Annotated in this window: 23 protein-coding genes; 16 read left to right on the top strand and 7 right to left on the bottom strand. The window is 72.1% G+C overall.

Going from position 1 to position 24,527, the window contains the following annotated elements; all coding sequences use genetic code 11:
* Positions 1 to 15: 15 nt before the first annotated feature.
* Complete coding sequence (locus ACFQ0P_RS08680; protein ID WP_204978319.1) at positions 16 to 1,185, bottom strand: ROK family protein; 1,170 nt, start codon at positions 1,183 to 1,185, stop codon at positions 16 to 18.
* 131 nt (positions 1,186 to 1,316) lie between these two features.
* On the opposite strand from ACFQ0P_RS08680, the gene ACFQ0P_RS08685 reads away from it, so the two are divergent.
* Genes ACFQ0P_RS08685 through ACFQ0P_RS08700 form a run of 4 tightly spaced genes read left to right on the top strand, consistent with a single transcriptional unit; the run spans position 1,317 to position 6,876 of the window.
* Positions 1,317 to 2,624 (top strand): ABC transporter substrate-binding protein, encoded by a 1,308-nt coding sequence (locus ACFQ0P_RS08685; RefSeq protein ID WP_204978321.1) that lies wholly within the window; start codon positions 1,317 to 1,319, stop codon positions 2,622 to 2,624.
* 1 nt (position 2,625) lies between these two features.
* A complete protein-coding gene (locus tag ACFQ0P_RS08690) occupies positions 2,626 to 3,621 on the top strand; it encodes a carbohydrate ABC transporter permease (RefSeq protein WP_204978324.1) in 996 nt (331 codons plus the stop codon).
* A 1-nt stretch (position 3,622) separates the two neighbouring features.
* Entirely contained in the window at positions 3,623 to 4,513 is an 891-nt protein-coding gene (locus tag ACFQ0P_RS08695) for a carbohydrate ABC transporter permease (protein WP_204978326.1), read from the top strand.
* Entirely contained in the window at positions 4,510 to 6,876 is a 2,367-nt protein-coding gene (locus ACFQ0P_RS08700; protein ID WP_204978328.1) for a beta-xylosidase/alpha-l-arabinosidase, read from the top strand. Before ACFQ0P_RS08695 ends, ACFQ0P_RS08700 begins: the two co-directional genes overlap by 4 nt.
* Positions 6,877 to 6,882: 6 nt before the next feature.
* Here the strand turns inward: ACFQ0P_RS08700 and ACFQ0P_RS08705 are convergent, their stop codons facing one another.
* Positions 6,883 to 7,191, bottom strand: a complete 309-nt coding sequence (locus ACFQ0P_RS08705; RefSeq protein ID WP_204978329.1) for a hypothetical protein — start codon at positions 7,189 to 7,191, stop codon at positions 6,883 to 6,885.
* Positions 7,192 to 7,346: 155 nt separating this feature from the next.
* Positions 7,347 to 8,354 carry a LacI family DNA-binding transcriptional regulator gene (locus ACFQ0P_RS08710; protein ID WP_204978330.1) on the bottom strand — a complete coding sequence of 336 codons (1,008 nt, stop codon included), beginning with the start codon at positions 8,352 to 8,354 and terminating at the stop codon, positions 7,347 to 7,349.
* A 144-nt stretch (positions 8,355 to 8,498) separates the two neighbouring features.
* On the opposite strand from ACFQ0P_RS08710, the gene xylA reads away from it, so the two are divergent.
* The 7 genes from xylA (at position 8,499) to ACFQ0P_RS08745 (ending at position 15,537) form a co-directional block, all read left to right on the top strand.
* Entirely contained in the window at positions 8,499 to 9,686 is a 1,188-nt protein-coding gene (gene xylA / locus ACFQ0P_RS08715; protein ID WP_204978331.1) for a xylose isomerase, read from the top strand.
* A gap of 108 nt (positions 9,687 to 9,794) precedes the next feature.
* Complete coding sequence (xylB, locus tag ACFQ0P_RS08720) at positions 9,795 to 11,099, top strand: xylulokinase (protein ID WP_204978332.1); 1,305 nt, start codon at positions 9,795 to 9,797, stop codon at positions 11,097 to 11,099.
* A gap of 183 nt (positions 11,100 to 11,282) precedes the next feature.
* Positions 11,283 to 12,116, top strand: a complete 834-nt coding sequence (locus ACFQ0P_RS08725; protein WP_204978333.1) for a transposase — start codon at positions 11,283 to 11,285, stop codon at positions 12,114 to 12,116.
* A gap of 48 nt (positions 12,117 to 12,164) precedes the next feature.
* Complete coding sequence (locus ACFQ0P_RS08730) at positions 12,165 to 12,902, top strand: GTP pyrophosphokinase (protein WP_204978334.1); 738 nt, start codon at positions 12,165 to 12,167, stop codon at positions 12,900 to 12,902.
* A 78-nt stretch (positions 12,903 to 12,980) separates the two neighbouring features.
* Positions 12,981 to 14,183 (top strand): cation:proton antiporter, encoded by a 1,203-nt coding sequence (locus ACFQ0P_RS08735; RefSeq protein WP_204978335.1) that lies wholly within the window; start codon positions 12,981 to 12,983, stop codon positions 14,181 to 14,183.
* Positions 14,180 to 14,665, top strand: a complete 486-nt coding sequence (locus ACFQ0P_RS08740; protein WP_378771924.1) for a glutaminase — start codon at positions 14,180 to 14,182, stop codon at positions 14,663 to 14,665. Before ACFQ0P_RS08735 ends, ACFQ0P_RS08740 begins: the two co-directional genes overlap by 4 nt.
* Before the next feature lie 71 nt (positions 14,666 to 14,736).
* Positions 14,737 to 15,537, top strand: coding sequence for a tryptophan-rich sensory protein (locus ACFQ0P_RS08745; protein WP_204978336.1), 801 nt, complete (start codon positions 14,737 to 14,739; stop codon positions 15,535 to 15,537).
* Here the strand turns inward: ACFQ0P_RS08745 and ACFQ0P_RS08750 are convergent, their stop codons facing one another.
* Positions 15,538 to 16,287: a glutamine amidotransferase-related protein gene (locus ACFQ0P_RS08750; RefSeq protein WP_204978337.1), complete on the bottom strand. Its 750-nt coding sequence runs from the start codon at positions 16,285 to 16,287 to the stop codon at positions 15,538 to 15,540.
* A gap of 111 nt (positions 16,288 to 16,398) precedes the next feature.
* On the opposite strand from ACFQ0P_RS08750, the gene ACFQ0P_RS08755 reads away from it, so the two are divergent.
* The 4 genes from ACFQ0P_RS08755 to ACFQ0P_RS08770 all read left to right on the top strand — a co-directional run bounded on the left by ACFQ0P_RS08755 (position 16,399) and on the right by ACFQ0P_RS08770 (position 21,729).
* Positions 16,399 to 17,016: an RNA polymerase sigma factor gene (locus ACFQ0P_RS08755; RefSeq protein WP_378771927.1), complete on the top strand. Its 618-nt coding sequence runs from the start codon at positions 16,399 to 16,401 to the stop codon at positions 17,014 to 17,016.
* The gene (locus ACFQ0P_RS08760) at positions 17,006 to 17,473 is read left to right on the top strand and encodes a hypothetical protein (RefSeq protein ID WP_378771929.1); all 468 of its coding nucleotides are present in this window, start codon (positions 17,006 to 17,008) and stop codon (positions 17,471 to 17,473) included. The genes ACFQ0P_RS08755 and ACFQ0P_RS08760 overlap by 11 nt, the downstream gene beginning before the upstream one ends.
* A gap of 163 nt (positions 17,474 to 17,636) precedes the next feature.
* Positions 17,637 to 19,202, top strand: a complete 1,566-nt coding sequence (locus ACFQ0P_RS08765) for a S8 family serine peptidase (RefSeq protein ID WP_378771932.1) — start codon at positions 17,637 to 17,639, stop codon at positions 19,200 to 19,202.
* A 52-nt stretch (positions 19,203 to 19,254) separates the two neighbouring features.
* Entirely contained in the window at positions 19,255 to 21,729 is a 2,475-nt protein-coding gene (locus tag ACFQ0P_RS08770; RefSeq protein WP_204978341.1) for a CHAT domain-containing protein, read from the top strand.
* Between the two features lie 366 nt (positions 21,730 to 22,095).
* On the opposite strand, the gene ACFQ0P_RS08775 is transcribed toward ACFQ0P_RS08770, so the two are convergent.
* Positions 22,096 to 22,848, bottom strand: a complete 753-nt coding sequence (locus tag ACFQ0P_RS08775) for a LysR substrate-binding domain-containing protein (protein ID WP_204978342.1) — start codon at positions 22,846 to 22,848, stop codon at positions 22,096 to 22,098.
* A gap of 34 nt (positions 22,849 to 22,882) precedes the next feature.
* On the opposite strand from ACFQ0P_RS08775, the gene ACFQ0P_RS08780 reads away from it, so the two are divergent.
* Complete coding sequence (locus tag ACFQ0P_RS08780; RefSeq protein WP_204978343.1) at positions 22,883 to 23,281, top strand: DUF1304 domain-containing protein; 399 nt, start codon at positions 22,883 to 22,885, stop codon at positions 23,279 to 23,281.
* 36 nt (positions 23,282 to 23,317) lie between these two features.
* Here ACFQ0P_RS08780 and ACFQ0P_RS08785 read toward each other — a convergent pair whose 3' ends face one another.
* Together ACFQ0P_RS08785 and ACFQ0P_RS08790 are read right to left on the bottom strand one after the other, a co-directional pair.
* Positions 23,318 to 23,899 carry a thermonuclease family protein gene (locus tag ACFQ0P_RS08785; protein WP_204978344.1) on the bottom strand — a complete coding sequence of 194 codons (582 nt, stop codon included), beginning with the start codon at positions 23,897 to 23,899 and terminating at the stop codon, positions 23,318 to 23,320.
* A gap of 140 nt (positions 23,900 to 24,039) precedes the next feature.
* Complete coding sequence (locus ACFQ0P_RS08790) at positions 24,040 to 24,447, bottom strand: transferase (protein ID WP_204978345.1); 408 nt, start codon at positions 24,445 to 24,447, stop codon at positions 24,040 to 24,042.
* Between the last annotated feature and the right edge of the window lie 80 nt (positions 24,448 to 24,527).

Raw genomic sequence — 24,527 nt, forward strand, 5'->3', positions numbered from 1 at the left:
GGATCGGTGTAGCGCTCACCCCGCCGCGCGGGCGGGGTCGGCCAGCAGCGGTTCGAAGGCCGCCTCGGCCGCGCCGATGAGCAGGCGGTCCTCGGCGAGAGAGGCGACGCGGATGTCGAGTCCCTCCATGTTCGCCGGCATCGCCTGCGCCGCCACCGCGTCCGCAAGGGCATCGAGGTCCATCGCCGCGAGCGTCGCGAGGAACCCGCCGAGGACCACCACCGAGGGGTTGAGCACGTTCACGGCGTTGGCAAGGGCGGTGGAGAGGATGCCGCGCTGCCGGGCGACCTCGGCGGCCACTGCGGGGTCGTCCGACGCGGCGAGGGCTTCGGCGAGGGTCGGCTCGTCGGCGGCGGCGAGACCCACGGCCTCCAGGAGCAGGGTGCGGCTCACTTCGTCCTCGAGCACGCCGCCGTCGGCGCGCCGGTCGGCGGCGGCGGCGATGCCGGGGCGGTTCTGCCCGAACTCCCCCGCGTATCCGCCCGCGCCGGCCACCGGCATCCCGTGGACGATGAGCCCGCCGCCGATGCCGCTCGCCCCGCCGTTGAGGTATACGACGTGATCGATCCCGCGCGCGGCGCCGTAGAGGTGCTCGGCGTGGGCGCCGAGGGTCGCGTCATTGCCGACGACGGTGGGGAGTCCGGTCGCCGCGGCGACGAGGTCGCGCACCGGTGCGTCGTTCCAGAGCAGGTGCGGGGCGTTGCGGACCAGGCCGTCGGCGGCGCGGACGAGACCCGGCACGGCGAGCCCGACGGCGAGGATGCGGGCGTCGGCGAGCGGTCCGGCGCGCCACTGCGCGATGCGGCCGGCGACGAGATTCGCGGTCTCCTCGGGGGTGAGGAGGTGATCGAGGTCGATCCGCTCGCGCAGGACGATGCGCCGGTCGAGGCCCACCGCCGCGAGGGTCAGCGCGTCGACCTCGGGGTTCACGGCGATCGCGACGACATGGGGGGAGACCGCGACGACGGGCGACGGCCGGCCGACGCGGCGCGAGGGATCGGGCGCGCGTTCCTCGACGAGACCGACGCGGCCGAGCTCGGCGACGAGGTCGGCGATCGTCGAGCGGTTCAGTCCGGTCGCCTCGGTCAGCGACGCGCGCGAGAGGGGTCCGTCGAGGTGGACGAGACGCAGGAGACGGGCGAGGTTCCGCTGGCGCACTCCTTCGCCGGGCGAGGGATCGGTCACCCCCTCACTGTAGGGCGGCGGGATCGCGCGGTCTCAATTTGTTGCTATTGACGCCAAATCAACCGCAACGTAACCTGGCATCGTCCACATCACTTTCGACGTTGGTGTCGAAACTTTCGAGAGGTTCGAAGATGAACACACGCAGCAGGACACGGTTCGCCGCGGGGCTCGCGGGGACCGTGATCGCGGTCGGAGCGCTCTCGGGCTGCGCCGGCTCGTCCACCGACGGAGGCGACGGCGGTGACGGCGACGGCGAGAACGTGACGATCACGTGGTGGCACAACGCCACCTCCGGCCCTCTGCCCGCGGTATGGGAAGAGGTCGCCGCCGAGTTCGAGGCCGCAAACCCCGGAGTCACGGTCGAGCAGACCGGCTACCAGAACGAGGAGCTGCAGCGCACCCTCATCCCCAACGCCCTGGCGGCGGGCGACCCGCCCGACCTCTTCCAGGTGTGGCCGGGCGGCGAGCTGCGCGACCAGGTCGAGAACGGCTATCTCATGCCGCTCGACGACGTGATCCCCGACACCGTCGAGTCCGTGGGTGCGACGGTGAACCCGTGGCAGGTCGAGGGCACGACCTACGGCATCCCCTTCACGTTCGGCATCGAGGGCTTCTGGTACAACACCGAGCTCTTCGAGCAGGCGGGCGTCGAGGTCCCGACCACGCTCGACGAGCTGATCGACGTCGTCGGCGACCTGCGCGACGCCGGCATCACCCCGATCGCGGTCGGCGCCGGCGACAAGTGGCCTGCCGCGCACTGGTGGTACCAGTTCGCGCTGCACTCGTGCTCGCCCGAGGCCCTGCAGGCCGCCGAGGCGGAGTACGACTTCTCCGACCCGTGCTTCGTCGAGGCCGGCGAGCAGCTGCAGGACTTCATCGGGATCGAGCCGTTCCAGGAGGGCTTCCTCGGCACCCCGGCGCAGACCGGCGCCGGAAGCTCGGCGGGCCTGGTCGCCAACGGCCAGGCGGCGATGGAGCTCATGGGCCACTGGAACGCCGGGGTCATCGGCGGCCTGACGCCCGACGAGGAGATCCCCGAGTTCCTCGGCTGGTTCCCCTTCCCCGCGATCGAAGGATCCGAGGGTGACCCGACCGCGGCGCTGGGCGGTGGCGACGGATTCGGATGCTCCGCGGAAGCACCGCCGGAGTGCGCCGACCTCCTCGCCTACATCATGAGCCCGGAGGTCCAGGCGAAGTTCGCCGCGAGCGGCTCGGGCATCCCGACGGTCGCGGAGGCGCAGTCCGCGCTGGAGGACCCGAACCTCCTGATGGTCGCCGAGGGCCTCGCGGCGTCGTCGTTCGTGCAGCTGTGGCTCGACACCGCCTACGGCACGACGGTCGGCAACGCCATGAACGAGGGCATCGTCAACCTCTTCGGAGGTGCCGGAACGCCGGAGGACGTCGTCACGCGGATGGAAGACGCCGCGGCGACGCTCTGACATGACCGCTCTTCTCTCGCCCGGGTCCGCGGTCTCCGCGGGCCCGGGCCCCACCCCCGCACCGCGCCGCCCGCAGCGGCGTGAGGGACGCAAGCGCCTCGAGATCCTCCTCCTGGTGGCCCCGGCGCTCGTCCTCTTCCTCGGCTTCGTGATCGTCCCGGTGATCCTGGCGGCGGTCTACAGCTTCTACAACCTGCCGCCCGCCTTCCAGTGGGACGACCTGGCCGATCCCGAGCGCTTCGTCGGCTTCGACAACTACGTCCGCGCGCTGACGACGCCGGAGTTCCTCCGCGCGATCGGCAACAACTTCTTCATCCTCGTGATGTCGCTCCTGGTGCAGGGCCCGATCGCGATCGGCGTCGCGCTCCTGCTCAACCGCGCTCTTCGTGGCCGCGGTGCGCTGCGGCTGCTCATCTTCGTGCCCTACGTGCTCGCAGAGGTGATCGCGGGCCTGTCGTGGAAGCTCCTCCTGCAGCCGAACGGCGCGGTCAACGCGACGCTGGAGGCCGTGGGTCTCGGGGCGCTCACGCGCAACTGGCTCGCCGATCCGTCTATCGCGCTGTGGACGATCTTCTTCATCCTGACCTGGAAGTACATCGGGTTCGCGATCCTCCTCTTCCTCGCGGGCCTCCAGGGCGTGCCCGACGAGCTCGCCGAGGCGGCGCAGCTCGACGGAGCCTCGTGGTGGCAGATCCAGCGGTACATCACGATCCCGCTGCTGGCGCCGACGATCCGCATCTGGGCCTTCCTGTCGATCATCGGCTCCCTGCAGGTGTTCGACATGGTGTGGGTGACGGTCGCACCGACGGTGCGCGGCATGGCCACCGAGACCATGGCGACCTACATGGTCCAGCAGGGTCAGTTCGCCGGCCAGCCCGGCTACGGCAGCGCGATCGCGGTCATCCTCTTCTTCATCTCGCTCGTGGTCGCCCTCGTGTATCAGCGCCTCGCGCTGCGCCGCGACCTGCGCGGCGCCCTCACCAGTGGAGTCCGCTGACATGACCGCCACCACAACGATCGTCACCGGCGCACCGCGCGAGGCCGAGCCCGCGGGCCGCCGCTTCGACTGGGGCCAGCCGTTCGTCTACCTCATCGCGCTCGTCGTCGCCGCGGTCGCGGTCGGGCCCGTGCTGTACGTCTTCATCGGCGGGTTCCGCACGACCGCCGACCTCAACGCGAACCCGGCCGGATGGCCGGACCCGTGGACGATGCAGAACTGGCTGGCCGTGCTCTCCGCGCCGCGGTTCTGGGGCAACGTCTTCGCCAGCACCGTCCTCGCGGTCGCCACGACGGCGGGGGTGGTCATCGCGGGGATCATGGCCGCGTTCGTCATCGCCCGGTACAGCTTCCGCGGTCGGGAGGGCCTCTACACGCTGTTCGCGGCGGGCCTGATGTTCCCGCTGACGGTCGCCGCGCTCCCGCTCACGCTCATGCTGCGCACGATGGGCCTGCACGGCACATACCTCGGCGTGATCATCCCGGGCATCGCCTTCGCACTGCCGACGACGATCATCATCCTCGTGCCGTTCCTGCGGGCGATCCCTCCCGAGCTCGAGGAGGCCGCCGTGATCGACGGTGCCTCGCGACTCGGATTCTTCTGGCGCATCATGCTCCCGCTCTCGCGGCCCGCGCTCGTGACGGTCGGCATCCTCGCGTTCGTCGCCAGCTGGAACGGCTATCTCCTGCCGCTCCTCGTGATCAGCACGGGCACGCTGCCGCAGGAGCTGTGGCCGCTGCCCCTAGGGGTGACCCAGTTCTCGTCGCAGTACTCGCAGGACACCGGGGCGGTCCTCGCCTACACGTCGCTGGCGATGATCCCGGCGCTGGTGTTCTTCCTGGCGATGCAGAAGCAGATCGTCGGCGGACTGACGGGAGCGGTGAAGGGATGACGCTGCACGACCATGTGCGCACGGAGGCGCTCTGGAAGGACACGACGCGGCCGCTCGACGAGCGCGTCGACGCGCTGATCGCCGAGATGACGGTGGCCGAGAAGGTCGCCCAGCTCTACGGCGTGTGGGTCGGGGCATCCGCCGACGGCGAGGATGTCGCGCCCCACCAGCACGACCTGAGCGAGGAGGTCGACCTCGACGCGCTCCTGCCCGCCGGGCTCGGGCAGCTCACGCGGCCGTTCGGGACCGCGCCGGTCGACCCCGCGGTCGGCGCGCTGTCGCTCATGCGCGCACAGCAGCGGATCGTCGCGGCCGGCCGGTTCGGCATCCCCGCGATCGCCCACGAGGAGTGCCTCGCGGGGTTCGCGACGTGGGGGGCGACGGCTTATCCGGTGCCGCTCAGCTGGGGCGCGACGTTCGACCCCGACCTCATTCGCGAGATGGGCGGGCGCATCGGCGCCGACATGCGCGCGGTCGGCGTCCACCAAGGGCTGGCGCCCGTGCTGGACGTGGTGCGCGATGCGCGCTGGGGACGCGTGGAGGAGACGATCGGCGAGGACCCGTACCTCGTCGGCACCGTAGCGACCGCCTACATCCAGGGCGTGGAGCAGGCGGGCGTCATCGCGACCCTCAAGCACTTCGTCGGCTACTCGGCGTCCCGGGCCGGCCGCAACCTCGCCCCGGTCTCGGTCGGACCGCGCGAGCTCGCCGACGTCCTCCTGCCGCCGTTCGAGATGGCGCTCCGCGAGAGCGGCGTGCGCTCGGTGATGAACTCGTACACCGACCTCGACGGCGTGCCGACCGCGGCCGACCGGTCCCTCCTCACGACGCTCCTGCGCGATACGTGGGGCTTCGAGGGCACCGTCGTGGCCGACTACTTCTCGATCGCCTTCCTCAAGGAGCTTCACGGCCACAGCGAGGAGTGGACGGATGCCGCGCACGCCGCGCTCGCCGCGGGCATCGACGTCGAGCTGCCCACCGTGAAGACCTTCGGCCAGGACCTGGTCCGCGCCGTCGAGGCCGGCGAGGTCGACGACGCGCTCGTCGACGGGGCTCTGCGGCGCGTGCTGCGCCAGAAGGCCGAACTCGGGATGCTCAACCCCGGGTGGTCCGCCGTCCCGCCGGTGCTGGCCGGGCGCGCCGGCGCACCGGCCGAGGACGTGCGGGGCACGGTCGATCTCGACCCGCCCGAGAATCGGGCCCTCGCGCGCCGCATCGCCGAGGAGGCGGTCGTCCTGGTGAAGAACGATGGAGTGCTCCCCGCGGCGGGACCCGGCCGGATCGCGGTCATCGGTCCGACCGCCGACGACCCGTACGCCGTGCTCGGGTGCTACTCGTTCCCGGCGCACGTCGGGGTGCGGCATCCCGAACTCCCCCTCGGCATCGCGCTCCCCACGCTGCGCGCCGCGCTCGCCGAGGAGTTCCCGCGGGCCGAGATCGTGTGGGCCGAGGGCACGTCGATCGACGGTGGCGAGACCGAGGGCTTCGCCGCGGCGCGGGAGGCGGCATCCGGAGCGGATCTCGTCGTGCTCGCGCTCGGAGACCGCGCAGGACTGTTCGGCCGCGGCACGAGCGGCGAGGGCTGCGACGTCGCGGACCTGACGCTGCCCGGCGCGCAGCAGCACCTGCTGGACACCATCCTCGAGACCGGCGTGCCGACCGTCGTGACGCTGCTGTCGGGGCGCCCGTACGCGCTCGGGCGCGCGCCCGAGGAGGCGGCCGCGATCGTGCAGGCGTTCTTCGCGGGCGAGGAGGGAACCGCAGCGGTGGCGGGCGTCCTCAGCGGACGGGTGAACCCGAGCGGACGGCTGCCCGTCAGCATCCCGCGCGACCCGGGGGCGCAGCCGTCCACGTACCTCGCCTCCACCCTCGCCCGCCGCAGCGACGTCTCGAACGTCGACCCGGGCGCCGCGTTCGCGTTCGGTCACGGTCTCGGCTATGCGCCGGTGACGTGGTCGGATGCCTCGGCCGACACCCGCGAGATGCCCGCGGACGGGTCGGTCACGGTCTCGATCCGTCTCGCGAACGAGGGCGCGCGGGAGGGCGTCGAGGTCGTGCAGCTGTATCTGCACGATCCGGTGGCCTCCACGGTGCGGCCCATGCAGCGTCTCCTCGCGTACGCGCGTGTCGCGCTGCCGGCGGGGGCGACCGCGACGGTCTCGTTCGACGTTCCGGCGGATCTCGCCGCCTTCACGGGGATCGACGGCCGGCGCGTGGTCGAACCGGGCGAGATCGTGCTCGGCTTCGGACGCTCGAGCGCCGACATCGTCGCGAGCACAGCCGTGCGCATCACCGGGCAGCCGCGTCACGTGGACCACCGACGCGCCCTGCACGCCGGGGTGACGGTGGCGCGGGAGGGCTGAGCGGAGTCAGGACTCGGGAGGAGAGACCGCGGCGACGGCGGCCGCGAAGTCGAGGGTCTGGAGCACTTCGACCGCCCGGGCGTAGCGCGGGCCGGCGAGAGCGACGAACACCGCACCGACGACGTCGATGAACCCGACGGTGCGGCCGTCGGCGATGACCCGGTACCGGTCGATGTCCACCAGCTCCCACCAGACGGCCGCGTCCTGCGGTGCGGGGGGCTCCGGGCGGCGGGTGGGAAGCTCCTTGAGCGCGCGGAGAGCGCGCGCACGTACGGCGTTGCGCCGCGACGACGAGGCGGGTGTTTCCAGGACCATGAGCACGACTCCTCTCGTCGTGCACCGATCCTCGCCCCGGACTGTCGCAGGACGGCGGGGCTTGACTCCACCGGGAAGTCGGGGTAGCGCATTCCCGCACCTGTCGCAGCGGTGACATGTCTCGCCGGACGGCTTCCCCCGCGCAGCGGGGTGGGTCAGGCGCCGAGGGGGGCCGTGCTGCCGCGCACCACGAGGTGGGTCGCCAGGTCCATGCGGAGCGTGTCCACCGTCTCGCCGTCGGCCAGGCGCAGCGCGAGCCGCGTCGCCTCCTCGCCCATCCGCCGGAGGGGCTGGTGGACGGTCGTGAGCTGCGGGCTCATCCACCGCGAGAGCGCGATGTCGTCGTAGCCCACGACCGACAGGTCGTCCGGCACGCTCAGGCCGGCGGCCGAGCCCGCGGCGATCACCCCGAGCGCCTGCAGGTCGCTGCCGGCGAAGAACGCGGTCGGCGGGTCCGGCAGCGCCAGAAGATCTCGCGCGTGACGCTCGCCGCCGCCGGGATGGAAGTCGCCGAAGCGGATGAGTGCGGGATCGATCGGCAGGCCCGCGGCGTTCATCGCCGAGCGGTACCCGTCCACGCGGGCGAGGGAGCACATCATGTCCTCGGGCCCGGTGATCGCGGCGATGCGGCGGTGCCCGAGCTCGATGAGGTGCCGCGTCGCCATGACGCCGCCCGACCAGTTCGCGGAGCCGACCGAGGGCACATCGGGCGAGGGGTCGCCGGCCGGGTCGACGATGACGAAGGGGATGCCGCGCGAGCGCAGCTTCTCCCGGAACCGCTCCTCGATGTCGGAGAAGACGAGGACCACGCCCACGGGGCGGCGACGCAGGACGCCGTCGATCCAGTCGGCCGAGGGTGCGTGACGGTCTCCGCTGACCGTGAGCACGACCGAGAGCCCGGCGGCGTGCGCGACGTCCTCGACACCCTCGATCACCTCCATGGACCAGCTGGGCTCGAGCTCGTGGAAGACCAGCTCGACCACCTCGCTGCGCTGCGCCGAGGCGCGACGTCGGTAGCCGTGCCGCGCGAGGTGGTCCTCGAGCCGCGCGCGGGTGGCGGGCGCGACGTCGGTGCGGCCGTTGAGCACCTTCGACATCGTGGCGAGGGACACCCCGGCCTCCGCGGCGATCTCGGCGAGCGTCACCCGAGGAGAGTCGGTCATGGGTCGATGCTAGCCCCGAAAGTATCGGAATGCCGGTTGCCTGTTTCCGGCCTGGCGTGCGCCGACGGGGCGGTGGACGGGGCATCCATCATGGTATAGGTTGTCGTTAACAACATTTCGTTCACCGTCGAACTCAGGAGCGTCATGCCCACCCCCACTCGCGACGACAAGTTCTCGTTCGGTCTCTGGACCGTCGGCTACAACGGCACCGACCCGTTCGGCGGCCCGACCCGCAACGCCCTGGACGTCGTGCACGTCGTCGAGAAGCTCGCCGAGCTCGGCGCCTACGGCCTCACGTTCCACGACGACGACCTGTTCGCCTTCGGCTCGAGCGACGCCGAGCGCCAGAGTCAGATCGATCGCCTCAAGGGGGCGCTCGATGACACCGGTCTCATCGTGCCGATGGTGACCACGAACCTGTTCTCGGCGCCCGTCTTCAAGGACGGCGGCTTCACCGCGAACGACCGTGACGTCCGCCGCTACGCGCTGCGCAAGGTCTTCCGTCAGCTCGACCTCGGTGCCGAGCTCGGAGCGAAGACGTTCGTCATGTGGGGCGGTCGCGAGGGTGCGGAGTACGACTCGGCCAAGGACATCCGCCAGGCGCTCGAGCGCTACCGCGAGGCCGTCAACCTGCTCGGCGACTACGTCACCGACAAGGGCTACGACATCCGCTTCGCGATCGAGCCGAAGCCCAACGAGCCCCGCGGCGACATCCTGCTGCCCACGCTCGGCCACGCGATCGCATTCATCGACTCGCTCGAGCGTCCCGAGCTCGTGGGCCTGAACCCCGAGGTCGGCCACGAGCAGATGGCGGGCCTGAACTTCGCCGCCGGCATCGCGCAGGCGCTGTACCACGGCAAGCTCTTCCACATCGACCTGAACGGTCAGCGCGGCATCAAGTACGACCAGGACCTCGTGTTCGGCCACGGCGACCTGCACAACGCCTTCGCGCTCGTCGACCTGCTCGAGAACGGCGGCCCCGGCGGCGTGCCGGCGTACGACGGACCCCGTCACTTCGACTACAAGCCGAGCCGTACCGAGGACGAGGTCGGGGTGTGGGAGTCGGCCGCCGCGAACATGCGCACGTACCTGCTGCTCAAGGAGCGGGCCGCCGCCTTCCGCGCCGACCCCGAGGTGCAGGAGGCGCTCGCCGCCGCGAAGGTCGACGAGCTCTCGACCCCGACCCTCAACCCGGGCGAGTCCTACGAGGACTTCCTGGCCGACCGATCGGCCTACGAGGACTTCGACCCGAGCGTGTACCTCGGCGGCAAGGGGGCCGGGTTCGTGCGACTTCAGCAGCTCGCGACCGAGCATCTGCTCGGCGCCCGCTGAGGCATCCGTCTCAGTTCCGGACCCCGCTCGCGGGCAGGTCCCCGCGTCACGTCGTGACCGCGGGGATCAGCCGGTGAGGAAGAGGGACATCGAGGAAAGGCAGCCGCGATGACGCTGGTGATGGGAGTCGATTCGTCGACGCAGTCGTGCAAGGTCCTGATCACGGATGCCGCGACCGGCCAGGTCGTGCGCCAGGGGCGGGCCTCCCATCCGCACGGGACCGAGGTCCATCCGGGCGCGTGGTGGTCGGCCCTGCGGTCGGCCATCGCGGACGCCGGAGGCCTCGACGACGTCGCGGCCTGGGCGATCGGCGGCCAGCAGCACGGGATGGTCGTCCTCGACGCCGAGGGCCGGGTCATCCGCGACGCGCTGCTGTGGAACGACACCCGCTCGGCGGGGGCGGCTGCCGAGCTGATCGCCGAGTTCGGAGCGGACGCGCTCGCGCAGCGCACCGGCCTCGTCCCGGTCGCCTCGTTCACGATCACGAAGCTGCGCTGGCTGCGCGACACCGAGCCCGGCAACGCCGCGCGGGTCGCGGCGGTCGCCCTCCCGCACGACTGGCTGACCTGGCGGCTTCGCGGCTTCGGGCCGGCGGACGAGTCGGCGCGCGGTCCGGTGCTCGACGAGCTCGTGACGGACCGATCGGACGCCTCGGGCACCGGCTACTGGGATCCGTCGACCGGCGGCTACGACCGTGAGCTCCTCGTGGCCGCGCTGGGGCACGACGCGGTGCTGCCGCGCGTGCTCGGCCCGCACGAGTGGGTGGCCGACGCCGACGGCCGCCGCGCGGGCGGCGGCGCGGGCGACAACGCCGGGGCGGCGCTCGGACTCGGGGCGCGGCCGGGGGACGTCGTCGTGTCGATCGGCACGAGCGGCACCGTTTTCGCCGTCAGCGAGCAGCGCACGATCGACCCGACCGGCACGGTGGCCGGGTTCGCCGACTGCACCGGCCGGTTCCTGCCGCTCGTGGCCACCCTCAACGCGGCGCGGGTGCTCGACGCGATCGCGCGGCTGCTCGGGGTCGACCACGACGAGCTCTCCCGTCTCGCCCTCGCCGCGCCGGCCGGGGCATCGGGGCTCACCCTGATCCCGTACTTCGAGGGCGAGCGAACGCCGAACCTCCCCGACGCCACGGCCTCTCTCACCGGCATGACGCTCGCCTCGACGACCCGCGAGAACCTCGCCCGCGCCGCCGTCGAGGGCATGCTCTCGGGCCTCGCCGCGGGGCTCGAGGCGCTGCGCGGGCTCGGCGTTCCGCTCGAGCGCGCGCTCCTGGTCGGGGGCGGCGCGCAGTCCGAGGCGGTGCGGAGGATCGCGCCGCACGTGCTCGGCCTGGCCGTGGAGGTGCCCGAACCCGGCGAGTACGTCGCGCTCGGCGCGTCTCGCCAGGCGGCGTCGAACCTGCAGGCCTGACCCGCGCCGGGCCGCCCGGCATCCCGGCTGCCCTTCCGGCCGGACACCGTGAAACAGCGAGGAGAAACGCCGCGCCGGACGCCTGAAAACGACCCGCCGTGTCGGAATCTCCTCCGTTTTCACTCCGACCTGGCCCGTCCCCGGACCTCGCCCGAACCCGGCCAGGTGGGACAGGATGGGCGTGTGCCCGACCGTTCCGACCTCGACGCGATCGCCGCGGAGCTGTACGCCCTCCCGCCCGCCGAGTTCACGGCCGCCCGCAACCGCGAGACGGGGATGGCCGACCGCGCGATCGCGGCTCAGGTGAAGGCGCTGCGCAAGCCGACGGTCGCGGCGTGGACGGTGAACCTCCTCGCTCGTGAGGGGCAGCTCGCCGAGGCCGTCGAGCTGTCCGCGGCGCTGCGCGAGGCGCAGGAGGACCTCGACGCGGCCGAGCTCTCCCGCCTCGGACGGGAGCGGCGGCAGCTGGTGGCGGCGCTGGCGACACAGGCGGTCGCGCTCGCGAAGGACGCCGGTGTCGCCGTCAGCGCGGCAGCGCGGGAGGACGTCGAGAAGACGATCAACGCGGCGGTGATGGATGCCTCGGCCGCCGCCGCGGTCATGACGGCGCGTCTGGTGGCGCCGCTCGAGGCCGGCGCGTTCGAGCCGGCCGATCTCGCCGATGCCGTCGGCGGTTCCCTGCCGGGCGTGGCGGAGGCGCCGGCCCGCGACGACCTCGCGGAGCGCCGAGCGCGGAAGGCGGCCGAGAAGGCCGCGCGCGAAGCGGAGCGCGCCGCGAACGAGGCCGAGCGCGAGCTCGCGCGGATCGACGCGCAGCAGCAGAAGCTGCGGGAGCGGGTCGATCACGTCTCGGAGCGGATCGAGGACCTGCGCCGGGACCTCGAGCGCCTCGAGGGGGAGCGTGGGACGGCGGAGGCGGCGCTCGAAGGAGTCGAGGAGGAGCGGCGGGAGGCGGCATCCCGGGCCCGCGCCGCGGCGGCGGTCGCCCAGCGCGCGAGAGACGCGCTGGAGGACTGAGACCGGGCTCACAGGTGTCTCGTAGCCGGCGTCCCTAGCGTGGTCGGCATGGCAGGCACGGCGCCGTCGGCGCACGCAGACAGTCCAGACGACACGGCGATCATGGTGTCGCCGGCCGAGCTCCGGGAACTGAGGGACGAGTTCGAGCGCTTCCTCATGGAGTACCGCTTCGGCATGCAGGAGGTCGAGACCAAGCTGTCGATCCTGCGCGACGAGTTCCAGCTCGTCCACGACTACAACCCGATCGAGCACGTGTCGAGCCGCGTGAAGTCCCCGGACAGCCTGGTCGAGAAGGTGCGGCGCAAGGGGATCGAGCCCGATTTCGCATCGATCCGCGAGAGCATCACCGACATCGCCGGCGTGCGGGTCACGTGCAGCTTCGTCACCGACGCATATCGCCTGTTCGATCTGCTGACCGCGCAGGACGACATCGAGGTCCTCCAGGTGAAGGACTACATCGCGAACCCGAAGGCGAACGGGTACAAGAGCCTGCACGCGATCGTCGCGGTGCCGGTCTTCCTGTCGAGCGGGCGGGTGGAGGTGCCCGTCGAGGTGCAGTTCCGCACGATCGCCATGGACTTCTGGGCGAGCCTCGAGCACAAGATCTACTACAAGTACGACACGAAGGTGCCCGCCGAGCTCCTCGACAGCCTGAAGGATGCCGCGGACACCGCCGCGGAGCTCGACGAGCGCATGGAGCGCCTGCACCGCGAGATCCGGGGTTCCTCGCCCGCGCGGCCGCCGCGCCTGCGGCCGGCCGGCCTCGCCGCCGCGATCGAGGCCTGACTCGGGCCCGCGGAGCCGCCGCCCGCATCACCCCGCACGGGTGGGTCGCGGGCGCCCGGCCGTCGCTAGGGTGTGAGCGTGGACGACCTCGAGCCGACGCTGCTCATCATCCCGGTCCTCGGCGTGCTGGCACCGCTCGTGGCGCGGGGCCTGAGCCGCTGGGTGCGGGTTCCGATCGTCGTCTTCGAGCTCCTGCTCGGGATCCTCGTGGGGCCCAGCGTGCTGGGCTGGGCGCAGCCGGATGCCTTCCTCGACGTCCTCGCCGAGTTCGGTCTGGCGATGCTGTTCTTCGTGGCCGGGTCCGAGATCGAGTTCGCCGCCTTCAGGGGCCGGACCGGCGGGCGCGCGTCGCTGGGGTGGCTGCTGAGCCTGGCGATCGGCGTCGGCCTCGCCTGGATCTTCGTGCCCGGCGAGGAGGCGGTCATCATCGGCATCGCGCTGTGCTCGACGGCGCTCGGGACGATCCTGCCGATCCTGCGCGACGCGGGCGAGCTCAAGACGCCGTTCGGTCGGGCGATCGGCGCGATCGGCGCCGTCGGCGAGTTCGGGCCCCTCGTGGCGATCTCCGTCTTCCTCGGCGGCCGCAACCCGGGCATCTCGACGATCGTGCTCCTCGTCTTCGCGCTCGTCGCCGGGCTGGCGATCTGGGTCGCGCTGCGTGTGCCGCGGGGTGCGATGCACCGCTTCGTCAATTCGACGCTGCACACGTCGGGGCAGTTCGCGATCCGCGTGGTGCTCCTGATCCTGTCGGGGCTCATCGCGGTGAGCGTCGTCCTCGACCTCGACATCCTCCTGGGCGCGTTCGCGGCCGGCATCGTGTGGCGCCTGCTCATGCGCGATGCCGCCGAACCCGACCGCGCGGCCGTCGAGAGCAAGGTCGAGGCCGTCGCCTTCGGATTCCTGGTGCCCATCTTCTTCATCTACACCGGCGTGACGTTCGATCTCTCGGCGCTGCTCGCGCAGCCCATCCTGTTCCTGTTCCTCCCCGTGGTCGTGGTGGTGCTGCTGCTCGTTCGCGGGCTGCCCTCGACCCTCGCCGCGCCCGAGGGGTCCTCGCGGCGCGACCGGGCCTCGGTCGCGCTGCTCGGGGCGACCGCGCTGCCGATCATCGTCGCGGTGACGGCCATCGGCGTGGATGAGGGCATCCTGTCGTCCGCAGCCTCTGCTCTGCTCGTGGGCGCGGGGATGCTGTCGGTGCTCGTCTTCCCGCTCGTGGCGATGAGCCTGCGCGGTGAGCGGGGCGCCCTGACCGCCGCCCCCGTGGAGGACGACGCCGCGTGAGCACGGCCGAGCTCCTCGCGGCGGCGCGCATGCGGCTCGCGGACGCGCCGCGCGAGGGCCTGGGCGAGCTCGTCGAGCCGCGCCGCATCCTGGGTCTGAGCCGCGCCCCGCGCATCGTCCCGCGGGGCACCGCGTGGCACCTCGGGGTGCTGCTGCTCACCGACGACGCCGTCCTCGCGACGGGCGACGTCCTCCGGGCGCGCGCCGAGGCCCGCCGGGGCTTCACCGCCGAGTCGCAGCGGCGCCGGGCCGAGCTCGCGGCGGCCGCACGCCGCGGCGGCTTCACAGAGGGCGCGGTCGTGCACCTCGGATGGCGGATGCTGGATCCCGACGCGGTCGACCGGGGCGCGGCATCCGGCCCCCTGGCGGGGGTGGACGGCGTGCCGAGCGTGCGGTGGAGCGCGAGCGGCGGATACCAGCCCCTCGCACGGTATCTCGACGAGCGGGTCGCCCTGCTGCTCGACCCGCCTTCGGGCGCCTGACCGCGGCTATACCGGCGCGCAGTCGCTGTCAACTGCGCTCGTGCGGGAGCGTCGTCTCGTACCGTGGAGGCATGGCAGCCAAGGATCTCGTCCGCCAGATCGCGGTCATCAGCGCGTTCTGCTTCATGATCATCGCCGCGATGGTCGGCACAGGTCTGTTCGGCGGCACGGCCGTGCAGGATCTGCAGAACGGCGCGCTCGACGCCGACGGGTCGTACCTCGCGCCCGCCCGATCGGCCTTCTCGATCTGGTCGGTCATCTACGTGGGGCTGTTCGCGTACACCGTGTGGCAGGCGCTGCCGGGGCAGCGCGAGCGCGATCGGCAGCGGACGCTGGGGTGGTTCATCGCCGGGACGATGGTGCTCAACGGCCTGTGGCTCGTGACCGCCCAGTTCCTGACCCTGCCGCTCACGGTCCTCGGGATCGTGCTGCTCCTGGTGCTGCTGGGCGTGACGTTCCGCCTCGCGGTCCTCCATCCCGGCCGCGGCTGGGCGGACGCGCTGCTGATCGACGGCGTGACCGGCCTGCACCTCGGGTGGGTGACCCTCGCGACCGTCGCGAACACGACCGCGTGGCTGACGACGATCGTCCCCGACTCCGCCGCCGATGCGGCGGCGCTGTGGGGCATCCTCGTCCTCGCGGTTGTCGCGGTCATCGGCGTCGCGATCGCGTGGGCGAGCCACTGGCGGATCGCGCCCGGCCTCGCGATGGGGTGGGGTCTCGTATGGATCGGGGTCGGCCGTCTCGTCTTCGAGCCGGAGAGCACCGCGATCGGCGTGACGGCGATCATCGTCGCCGCGATCGTGATCCTGGTGCCGGTCGTGGGCGCGGTGGTCCACCGTGCCGCCGACGTGCGCAACGCCGAGGTCTGATCAGGCGGGCGCCGGACCGAACCGCCGCGCGAACGCGCGCAGCAGGCGCGCCGGCTCGGTGACGGATGCCGCCAGCACGCGTGCGGCGATCGCGTCGTACGCGTCGGCTTCGAAATAGCCGTCGTCGCGGTACACGGCCATGCGCTCCGTGAATGCCCTCGTCGTGGGCTCAGGGTGGAACTGCGTCGCGTAGAGCCGGTCGCCGACGAGGTACGCCTGCACGGGGCATGCGTCGTTCACCGCGAGCAGGGTGGCTCCGCCCGGGGCGACGGGGGTGCCCTCCTTGTGGGCGGTGAGCGCCGTGAAGCGGTCGGCCAGACCCCCGAACAGCGGATCGGATGCCGCGTCCCGCGTGAGCTCGATCGTGACCGGCCCGGTGTCCTCGGGGTAGGCGCGGCTCACGGCGCCGCCCAGCATCCGCGTGACCACCCCGATCCCGTAGCAGGTGAACAGGGCGGCCGGCCCGTCGGGCTGCGCGGCGCGGGACGCGATGCGCTCGAGGTCCGCTTCCAGTCGCCGCTGCACGTCGGTCTTCGTCGACTCGGGGTCGGCGACGTTGAAGGGGCTGCCGCCGATGAGGAATCCGCTGTAGCGCTCGAACACGTCGTCGGGCAGCGGCTCGCGGACGAGGTCGTGGTGACCCAGCCCCGAGGGATCGACGTGCAGGGCGGTGCGGAAGGACTCGTACTCGGCCGCCGCAGCGCCCAGCTGAGGCCGCACGCAGACATAGAGCAGCGGCGCGGTCGTCATGCCGCGATTCTAGGTCGCCGCCGCCCGCAGGGCGATCCGGAAGAAATCGGCCGTCACGCGTATCAGGCGTGATCTATCGCTCTCCACCATCATGTGGACACAATGGGCGTCATGACGCACGCGGATGCCCCCCGCGGGCTCGATTCCGTCGAGCCTGCCCGATGGGAGCGCGCCGCGGCGATGTTCGTGCGATGGCGCGAGGGCGACAAGCGTGCGATGGACGAGCTCGTCCGTCTCATGTCGCCAGCGCTGTGGCACGTCGTGCGTGCGTACGGTCTCGACCACGCGCTGGCGCAGGACGTCGTGCAGACGACGTGGCTGACGCTCGTGCGGCGTCACGAGACGATCCTCGATGCGCAGGCCGTGTCGGGGTGGCTCACGATGTGCGCGCGCCGCGAGGCGTGGCGCGTCGGCAAGCAGCAGCGCCGGGCGGACCCGACCGAGGCCGAGTCGCTCGAGCACCATCTGCCGGTCCACGAATCAGCCGAGCAGACCGCCACCACCAACGACGCCTCGCGTCGGCTGTGGTCCGCGGTCGCGACGCTCAACGAACGATGCCAGCGGCTGCTGCGGATCGTCGCGTTCGAGGATCGCCCCGACTATGCGCGCATCGCCGAGGATCTCGCGATGCCGGTCGGCTCCATCGGACCGACCCGTCAGCGTTGTCTGGCGAAGCTCCGGGCCGCTCTGGACGGTCCGGACGGGGGAGGAGATGACGATGGACGCTGAGGACTTCACCGCCGATGCGGCGCTGTTCGCGCGCATGCGGCGGATGTGGGAGGAGGTGGATCCGGTGCCCGCCGACCTCGTGGACCGCATGGTCGCGGCGGTCGCCGTCGAAGACCTCTCCCGCGAGTACGCGCTCCTGACGCTCGTCGAGGGATCCCTCGCGGCGGTGCGCGGCGAGTCCGACACCGCGACGCTGCAGTTCAGCGACGGCACCACGAGCGTGCTGCTGCACGTCAGCGCCACCGAGAGCGGTGCGCGCCGCATCGACGGGTGGGTGGATGCCGCGGCCCTCGCGATCCGCCTCGTGCAGGGAGACCAGGAGTCGGCCGCGGAGCCGGGGGAGCACGGACGATTCGCCTTCGACGAGGTCGGAGCAGGAGTGGCGCGGTTGCGTGTAGTGGTGAAGGATGCGTCGGGGGAGATCCGCGAGTTCCAGACACCTCAATTCGAAGTGTGACCGACGAGCTCCGGGTGGAGTGAGGCATTCGCGGTGACGACGACGGACGTCGCCCGCGCAGAGGAGGCAGCGCGAGATGGCAGCGACGGAGCGACCCGGTTGGCGGAGCAGAGTCGACGCGGCACGACCCCGCGGCGTCCCCCTCGATCCGACGAGCGAACCCGTGGAGGGGGTTCGGGCGTACCCGACCTCGTATGCTCCGGATCATCTCCTGGTCTCCGACGTGCTGCGGCTCCCGGAGATCCTCGAGGCCCTGCGCGAAGCGGGCGCCGACTTCGGGTGGGGGGTGCGCCTGACGACCATCAAGGGCGCGCCGCTCGAGGAACAGGAGGCCCTCGAGCGCGCGCGCAGGGAGCAGGCGGAGACCGGCCTGCCGATCGTTCTCCTCGCCGTCATCTTCCCTTCGCCGCGCGACGACCGCGACGACCAGCCGGTGCCGCCGATCGACGCGTGGCGTCTGCTGCAGCGGGCGCGAGCGCGCCGCGGCACGAACCTCTCCGGTGTCGGGCTCGATCACGTCATCACCGTCGACCCGTTCGGATCGACCAATCCGTTCGGGTCGACGAACCCGTTCGGATCGACCAATCCGTTCGGTTCGACGAACCCGTTCGGATCGACCAATCCATTCGGGTCGACGAACCCGTTCGGATCGACGAACGCCCCCGGACCGGGAACGTACGCGTACCCGGGGTCGGGGGGTCGCGAGGTGGTGACCTACATCGGCGACCCGCCGCGGCGCGATGACTCCGCGATCAAGGGGCGCCGGCCGGTCGTCGCCTTCATGGACACCGGATGCGGCGAGCACGCGTGGCTGCCCGGTTCCATCGTCGACCGCCACCTCGTCGTGGACGGCGAGCCCGTCGGCATCGTCGACCCGGCGACCGACCCCGAGGCGATCGGCGACCTGGCCGGCCCGTACGACGGGTTCCTCGATGGAGCGGCCGGCCACGGCACCTTCGTCGCCGGCGTCATCCGTCAGATCTGCCCCGACGCCGATCTCATCTCGATCCGCGTCGCCGACAGCCAGGGCGCGCTCCTCGAGGGCGAGTTCCTCGAGGCGGTGCGCGCTGTCGCGGTGTGCGTCGTGAGGTACGCGCGAGGCAAGGGCGGCCGGCCGATCGACGTGCTCAACCTGTCGCTCAGCTACTACCACGAGACCCCGGACGACGGACAGTTCGACCTGACACTCAGCACCTACCTGCTCGCGGCACGACGCGCCGGGTGCGCGATCGTCTGCTCGGCGGGGAACGATGCCACCGACCGACCGGCGTTCCCGGCGGCGCTGTGGGCCTGGCCCGGTGCCGACTTCGTCGTGGAGGATCCGCCGGATGCCTCTCCGCACGTCTCCGTCGGCGCGCTCAACCCGAACGGGCGATCGGTGGCGCTCTTCAGCAACGTCGGGAAGTGGGTGCGCGTGTACTCGCCCGGTGTCGCCGTGGTGTCCTCGCTTCCGCCGATGAACGGCGGCGTGCAGGCCGGGACGCGGAACGATCGCTTCGGCCTGAGGCGCGAGACCATCGACCCCGACGACTACACGGGCGGATTCGCCGTGTGGAGCGGCACGTCGTTCGCGGCGCCGTACATCGCCGGCACCCTGGCGGAGATCGTCGGTGTGCGGATGATGGACGGTCACGCGAAGGAGGACGCCAAGGCCCGGGTCAAGGCGCTCGTGAAGGCGGGCGAGAAGGTGCTGCACGACTGGAACGGCCACACGCGCGCCCCGTCGTGATGCGGGGCGCGGCCGGGGCCCAGGATGCCTCGGACTGGGCCAAGATGAGGGGATGACGCGCTCCGCCTCCGACCTTCACCGGCGCGCCGTCGATCTGTGCATCAACGGGAAGTACGCGCAGGCGCAGCGTGTCCTCGATCAGGCTGAGGCTCGCACAGAGGACCCCGACCTGCGGGCGCGCATCGTCGGGACGCGGGCCCTCGCCCTGCAGCGCACCGGCAATCCCGCGCTGGCCGAGGAGCTGCTCAGGGCCGCCGTCGCCGGGGGCGATCTCACCGCGCACACGCAGGCGATCCTCCTCGGTCAGCTCGGCGCGATCGCGAACTACGGCGGACGGCTGGACGAGGCCGAGCGGTGGCTCACCGAGGCGATCGACCGCCTCGACGACGATCCGGTTCCGGCCGCGCGCGCTCGGGTGAACCGGAGTCTCGTCCGGATGCAGCAGAGACGGCTGGCCGATGCCGCGCACGACCTCGAGCGCGCATCGGCGACGTTCGCCGACCACGAGCTGCCGACCGATGAGGCCCAGGCGCGCCACAATCTCGGGTACACGTCGCTGCTGTCGGGAGACCTCGTGACGGCGCTCCGGGAGATGCTCGCGGCACGGCCGGTCGCGGCATCCACTCCCGTGAACGCGGCGATCACCGACGTCGATCGCGCGGAAGTGCTGCGCGACGCCGGGCTCTCGACGGAGGCGGAGCAGATCCTCGCGCGCGCCGCGAACGTGTTCGGCGCGCACCGCATGCCTCAGTCGCGCGCCGAAGCCGAGTTCCACCTCGCGCGCTCGCTGCTGTCGCACGACAGCGCGCGCGCGAGCGTCGTCGCACGCGCGGCATCCCGTCGTTTCCGGGCGCTGGGCAATGACGCGTGGGCCGCGCGCGCCGATGCGGTGCACCTGCGCGCGGTGCTCGGAGGTCCGCGGGTGGAGGACGGCGCTGCTCCCGCGCGTCGCCGGCTCCCGGCGACGGCGCAGGTCGAGGAGGTCGCGCGCGTCCTCGCCGCACGGGGGTTCCGCGGCGAGGCGGCCGCCCTTCGCATGTCCGACGCGCTCGCTCGCGCGCGTCGCGGCGAAGCGCCGGCACGCAGCTTTCGCGTGCCGGCGTCTTCACCCATGGAGGTTCAGCTGCTCGCCGCGGAGCTGCGGTCGGCGCGGGCGTCGGCCGCGAACCGCGGCGCGGCGGCCAGACGGCACGCCGCGCACGGCCTCGACGTGCTCGGCGGGTGGCAGCGCTCGTTCGGCAGCCTCGACCTGCAGACCTCGGTGGCGATGCACGGGGCGAACCTCGTGTTCGCGGGGCTCGACTCGGCTGTCCGGTCGGGACGACCCGATGTGGTGTTCGAGTGGTCGGAGCGGGCGCGGCATCTGAGCCAGCAGGTCGTGCCCCTGCGCCCGCCGCCGGACCCGGAGCTCGCCGAGGAGCTCGCGGAGCTCCGGATGCTGCGCGCCGAGAATCCCGGTGCCGATTGGCTCTCCGTGCCCCGGGCCGCAGCGCTGCGCGAGCGGGCGCGGGAGCGCCAATGGTCGGCGACGGGGGTGGCTGACGGGGACGAGCGCATCCCGCTGTCCGAGCTGCGGAGCGAGCTCGGCGACGACACCGCGCTCATCGCCTACGTCTACTCAGGATCCGAGCTCGTCGCGCTCGTGTGCGCGTCGCAGCGGACCGTCGTGGTCCCGGTGGCGTCGGGTGCCGACATCCGCCGCCTGCAAGAGGGCCTGCGCGCCGATCTCGACATGGCGGCCTCGATCCGCTCGGGCCCGATGGCCGCCATCGTGCAGCGGGGCCTCGATGCGCGATTGGATGCGCTGTCGCGCGTCCTCCTCGATGCGGCCGTGGCGCTCGCGGGCGATCGACGGCTCGTGCTGACGATCCCGGGACTTCTCAACGCGGTCCCGTGGGCGATGCTGCCCGCGATGCGGGGTCGCGTGTTCACACTCGCCGCGTCGGCCACGAAGTGGGCGCACTCGCGCCCCGGCCGATCCTCGGTCCGTCCGACCCGCGTCGGCTTCGCCGTCGGGCCCGGGGTCGCTCGCGGACGGGAGGAGGCCGAGGTGGGCGCGGCCTCGTGGCCGGCTTCCGAGATGCTGCGGGAGGACGAGGCATCCGTCGAGCGGGTCACCGCGCTCGCGTCCTCCGTCGAGGTGCTGCACGTCGCCGCGCACGGACGGCACGCGGTCGACAACCCGCTGTTCTCGGGTCTCGAGCTCGCTGACGGAACCCTGTTCGGCTATGACATCGACCTCATGCCGGAGGTGCCCGACACCGTGGTGCTGTCCGCCTGCGAGGTGGGCCGCTCGTCGGTGCGCTGGGGCGAGGAGGCGATCGGCATGACCCGCATCTGGCTGCACGCCGGCAGCCGCAGTGTCGTCGCCGCGCCCGTCATCGTCGCCGACGACGTGGCGTGCGAGCTGCTCGGCGCGATGCACGAAGGGCTGGCCGTCGGGAGCTCCCCGTCGGAGGCGCTCGCCCAAGCCGCCGCGAGCACCGGGATCGTGGCTCCGTTCCAGGTGCACGGCGCCGGGTTCTGAGGCGTTCCGGAGGCGGGTGCCGGGCTTTGCTGAGCCGGCGTCGGGAATCCTTGGAGAAAACTTTCTCGATCGATGTATCAGGGCGGCGGGGGGCCGCTCTTCATCGTCGGGACTGCTATGCACGCCGACGGACTGGGGCCGGACGCGACTGGGAGCAGAAAGCCGGAGAGTTGGGGACGCGTTCTGGGGACGTACGGCTTTCGAAGCAGGAACACGGGGGATGTCGCAGAGGCCCAGGTCGGCGACATCCCCCGCTTTCTTGTGCCCGCCCACCCTTGCCGAGCGGGCGCGAATCACCGGTTTCAGGTGTCGCGAACGGTCGTTTGCGCCCGCTCGGCAAGAAGTCGGGGGGGGGGGGGGGGGGGGTCAGCGGGAGGAGTTCACGGTGCGGCCGCGCACGATCCCGACGAACGCCTCGACCTCGGGGGTCGTGCGGGCGGCGATCCACGCGAGCGCGACGGAGGATGCGGGGGCATCGCGCAGCGGGCGGTAGTCGGCGTCCTTGCGGTGGTGCAGGCGGGCGAGCGACATCGGCACGATCACCACGCCGACCCCGGCCGCGACGGTCGCGATCGCCTCGGCCGTGTCGGCCGGCGGCGCGAACGCCGGAGCGACGGCGCCGGCCACGTCGAGTCCGAGCACGTCGTCGCCCGGCACGATCACGACCTCGCCGGCCAGGTCGGCCAGCTCGAGCTCGTCGGCGGCCGTGAGATGCGAGTCCGCCGCCGTCACGACCACCGGCACCTCGTCGTAGAGCGCGATCACGTGCAGGTCCGTGCGGTCCACCGGCAGCCGGACGAGCGCCGCGTCGACCTCGCCGTCGACGAGCGCCCGCCGCTGGTCCGCGACCGCGAGGGAGACGAGCTCGAGGGCGGTGTGCGGCATCCGGTCCTTCCACACGTCGATCCACTTGCCGGGGGTCGCCCCGGGGAACGCGCCGAGCACGAACCGCTCGGCCGGCCGTGCGGGAGGCTCGGGTGACGGCGCCGGCGACGGCCGCGGTGTGCGCTGGGGCTTCGGCTGGCGGGTCTGCGACGGTCGCTTGCCCGCGGACCGGGCGGATGAGGCATCCCGTCCCTTGCCGCCCTTGCGTGCGCGCGAACCGCCGCCCTTCGTCATAGGCCTCAGCGTAGCCGGGCGATATCGTTCGCTCATGGTCGCGATCCTCGCCACGGTCTTCGCCGCGCTCGCCGCGCTGCTCCACGTCTACATCTTCGTGATGGAGAGCGTGCAATGGACGCAGCCCAAGATCTGGAAGCGGTTCGGCCTGCCCGACCAGACGGCGGCCGACATCACCAAGCCGATGGCCTACAACCAGGGCTTCTACAACCTGTTCCTCGCGGTCGGCACCGCGATCGGCCTCGTGCTCTCCCTCGCGGGCGGCGAGGACTCCGCGCTCCGCGCCGCGGGCCTGGCTCTCGTGCTGTTCTCGCTCGGCTCGATGGTCGCCGCCGCGCTGGTGCTGCTCACGACCGGATCGAAGTACCTGCGCGCCGCGGCGACGCAGGGCACGCTGCCGCTCATCGGCTTCGTGCTGTTCCTCTTCGCCTAGGCCGTTCGGCGGGTCGTCGGCAGGGCTCGCGGCTGCTCAGCCGCAGGCGCCCCAGCGGCCGGATCCGGATGCCTCCGCCCGTGCCTGCGCATCGACGAGCAGGTCGTAGTGGGCGACGTTGGGCCAGACGCGGATCGCCTCGGCGTCTCCGGCGATGACGAGCTCGAGGCTGACGAAGGCGCCGTCGACGGTCCACAGGTTGAAGAGGCGCCGGTCGTAGTCGTCCCACGTGTCGCGGTCGGGCGCCGCCCACACCGTCGAGCCCTCGGGGAGGAGCTCGGCGAGGTGCGTGCGCGCCTCGTCGGCCCAGCACTCCGGCGTCGGCGTCCCCTCCGGGGTGTCGATGCCGATCAGGCGGATGCGGATGGGGTTCGACGTCGTCACGACATCGTCGGGCTGCTGCATCCGCGCCTGGATGGTGTCACCGTCGTACACGTACAGCACGGTGAGAGGGAAGGCGCCGTCGGGACGCGGAGGCGCCGTCGTGTCGGCCGGTTCCGAGGCGCTCGGTTCGGGCGCGTCGCCGACTTCGGCGGTGCTCAGATACACCCAGATCACGACGGCGACGAAGACCGCAGCGCCGAGCACCACGGCCGCCGCCCATGCCCAGCGCCTCATGCGCGCCACCCTAGCGCGGGCCGGCGACTCGGCCGGGGCACGTCAAACGGGTAGGAGATTTCGGGGTCCCGAGCCCCGCCAGTGCCGGATCAGGCAGAAATCTCCTACCTGTTTGACGCCGCCCGGCTGCGAGACCCCGCCTAGGCGGCCAGCCGCAAGCCTCGCGGGTCGGTGGCCACGCGCTCGCCGTCGGCGATCGTCTCGTCGTCGCCGATCAGGGAACCGACCGCCACGCGTGCTTCGCTCCCGACGTGCGTCCGCACGCCGATCTTGGCTCCGGCCCCGATGGCGGCGCGGGGTCCGATGTGCGCGTGCGGCGCGATGTCGGCGTCGGGGCCGATGACGGCGTCCGACTCGACCCAGGCACCGCGGCCGACGTGCGCGCCCGCCGCGATCTGGACCCCGGGTTCGACATATGCCCCCGCTTCGACGACGGCGCTCGGGTGCACCTTGGCGCCGTGCGCGATCAGGCCCCGACCGTTGGCGTGCTTGCGGTAACGCAGCGTCTCTCCGCGGTCGTTCTCGATGTCGACGTAGTTCTTGCCCACTGTCCCCTCCTGCGGCACCTTGTGGTGCCGAGTACAGGAATAACTCCAACTCTTGTGAATTCATTCCCCCGCATCGGTCG

The sequence above is a fragment of the Microbacterium insulae genome, from assembly GCF_042677065.1.
GTDB lineage: Bacteria > Actinomycetota > Actinomycetes > Actinomycetales > Microbacteriaceae > Microbacterium > Microbacterium insulae.

Coding starts and splice junctions, on each gene's coding strand:
- ACFQ0P_RS08685 (WP_204978321.1), top strand. CDS start 1,317: ATGAACACACGCAGCAGGACACGGTTCGCCGCGGGGCTCGCGGGGACC.
- ACFQ0P_RS08690 (WP_204978324.1), top strand. CDS start 2,626: ATGACCGCTCTTCTCTCGCCCGGGTCCGCGGTCTCCGCGGGCCCGGGC.
- ACFQ0P_RS08695 (WP_204978326.1), top strand. CDS start 3,623: ATGACCGCCACCACAACGATCGTCACCGGCGCACCGCGCGAGGCCGAG.
- ACFQ0P_RS08700 (WP_204978328.1), top strand. CDS start 4,510: ATGACGCTGCACGACCATGTGCGCACGGAGGCGCTCTGGAAGGACACG.
- ACFQ0P_RS08705 (WP_204978329.1), bottom strand. CDS start 7,191: ATGGTCCTGGAAACACCCGCCTCGTCGTCGCGGCGCAACGCCGTACGT.
- ACFQ0P_RS08710 (WP_204978330.1), bottom strand. CDS start 8,354: ATGACCGACTCTCCTCGGGTGACGCTCGCCGAGATCGCCGCGGAGGCC.
- xylA (WP_204978331.1), top strand. CDS start 8,499: ATGCCCACCCCCACTCGCGACGACAAGTTCTCGTTCGGTCTCTGGACC.
- xylB (WP_204978332.1), top strand. CDS start 9,795: ATGACGCTGGTGATGGGAGTCGATTCGTCGACGCAGTCGTGCAAGGTC.
- ACFQ0P_RS08730 (WP_204978334.1), top strand. CDS start 12,165: ATGGCAGGCACGGCGCCGTCGGCGCACGCAGACAGTCCAGACGACACG.
- ACFQ0P_RS08745 (WP_204978336.1), top strand. CDS start 14,737: ATGGCAGCCAAGGATCTCGTCCGCCAGATCGCGGTCATCAGCGCGTTC.
- ACFQ0P_RS08750 (WP_204978337.1), bottom strand. CDS start 16,287: ATGACGACCGCGCCGCTGCTCTATGTCTGCGTGCGGCCTCAGCTGGGC.
- ACFQ0P_RS08755 (WP_378771927.1), top strand. CDS start 16,399: ATGACGCACGCGGATGCCCCCCGCGGGCTCGATTCCGTCGAGCCTGCC.
- ACFQ0P_RS08760 (WP_378771929.1), top strand. CDS start 17,006: ATGGACGCTGAGGACTTCACCGCCGATGCGGCGCTGTTCGCGCGCATG.
- ACFQ0P_RS08770 (WP_204978341.1), top strand. CDS start 19,255: ATGACGCGCTCCGCCTCCGACCTTCACCGGCGCGCCGTCGATCTGTGC.
- ACFQ0P_RS08775 (WP_204978342.1), bottom strand. CDS start 22,848: ATGACGAAGGGCGGCGGTTCGCGCGCACGCAAGGGCGGCAAGGGACGG.
- ACFQ0P_RS08780 (WP_204978343.1), top strand. CDS start 22,883: ATGGTCGCGATCCTCGCCACGGTCTTCGCCGCGCTCGCCGCGCTGCTC.
- ACFQ0P_RS08785 (WP_204978344.1), bottom strand. CDS start 23,899: ATGAGGCGCTGGGCATGGGCGGCGGCCGTGGTGCTCGGCGCTGCGGTC.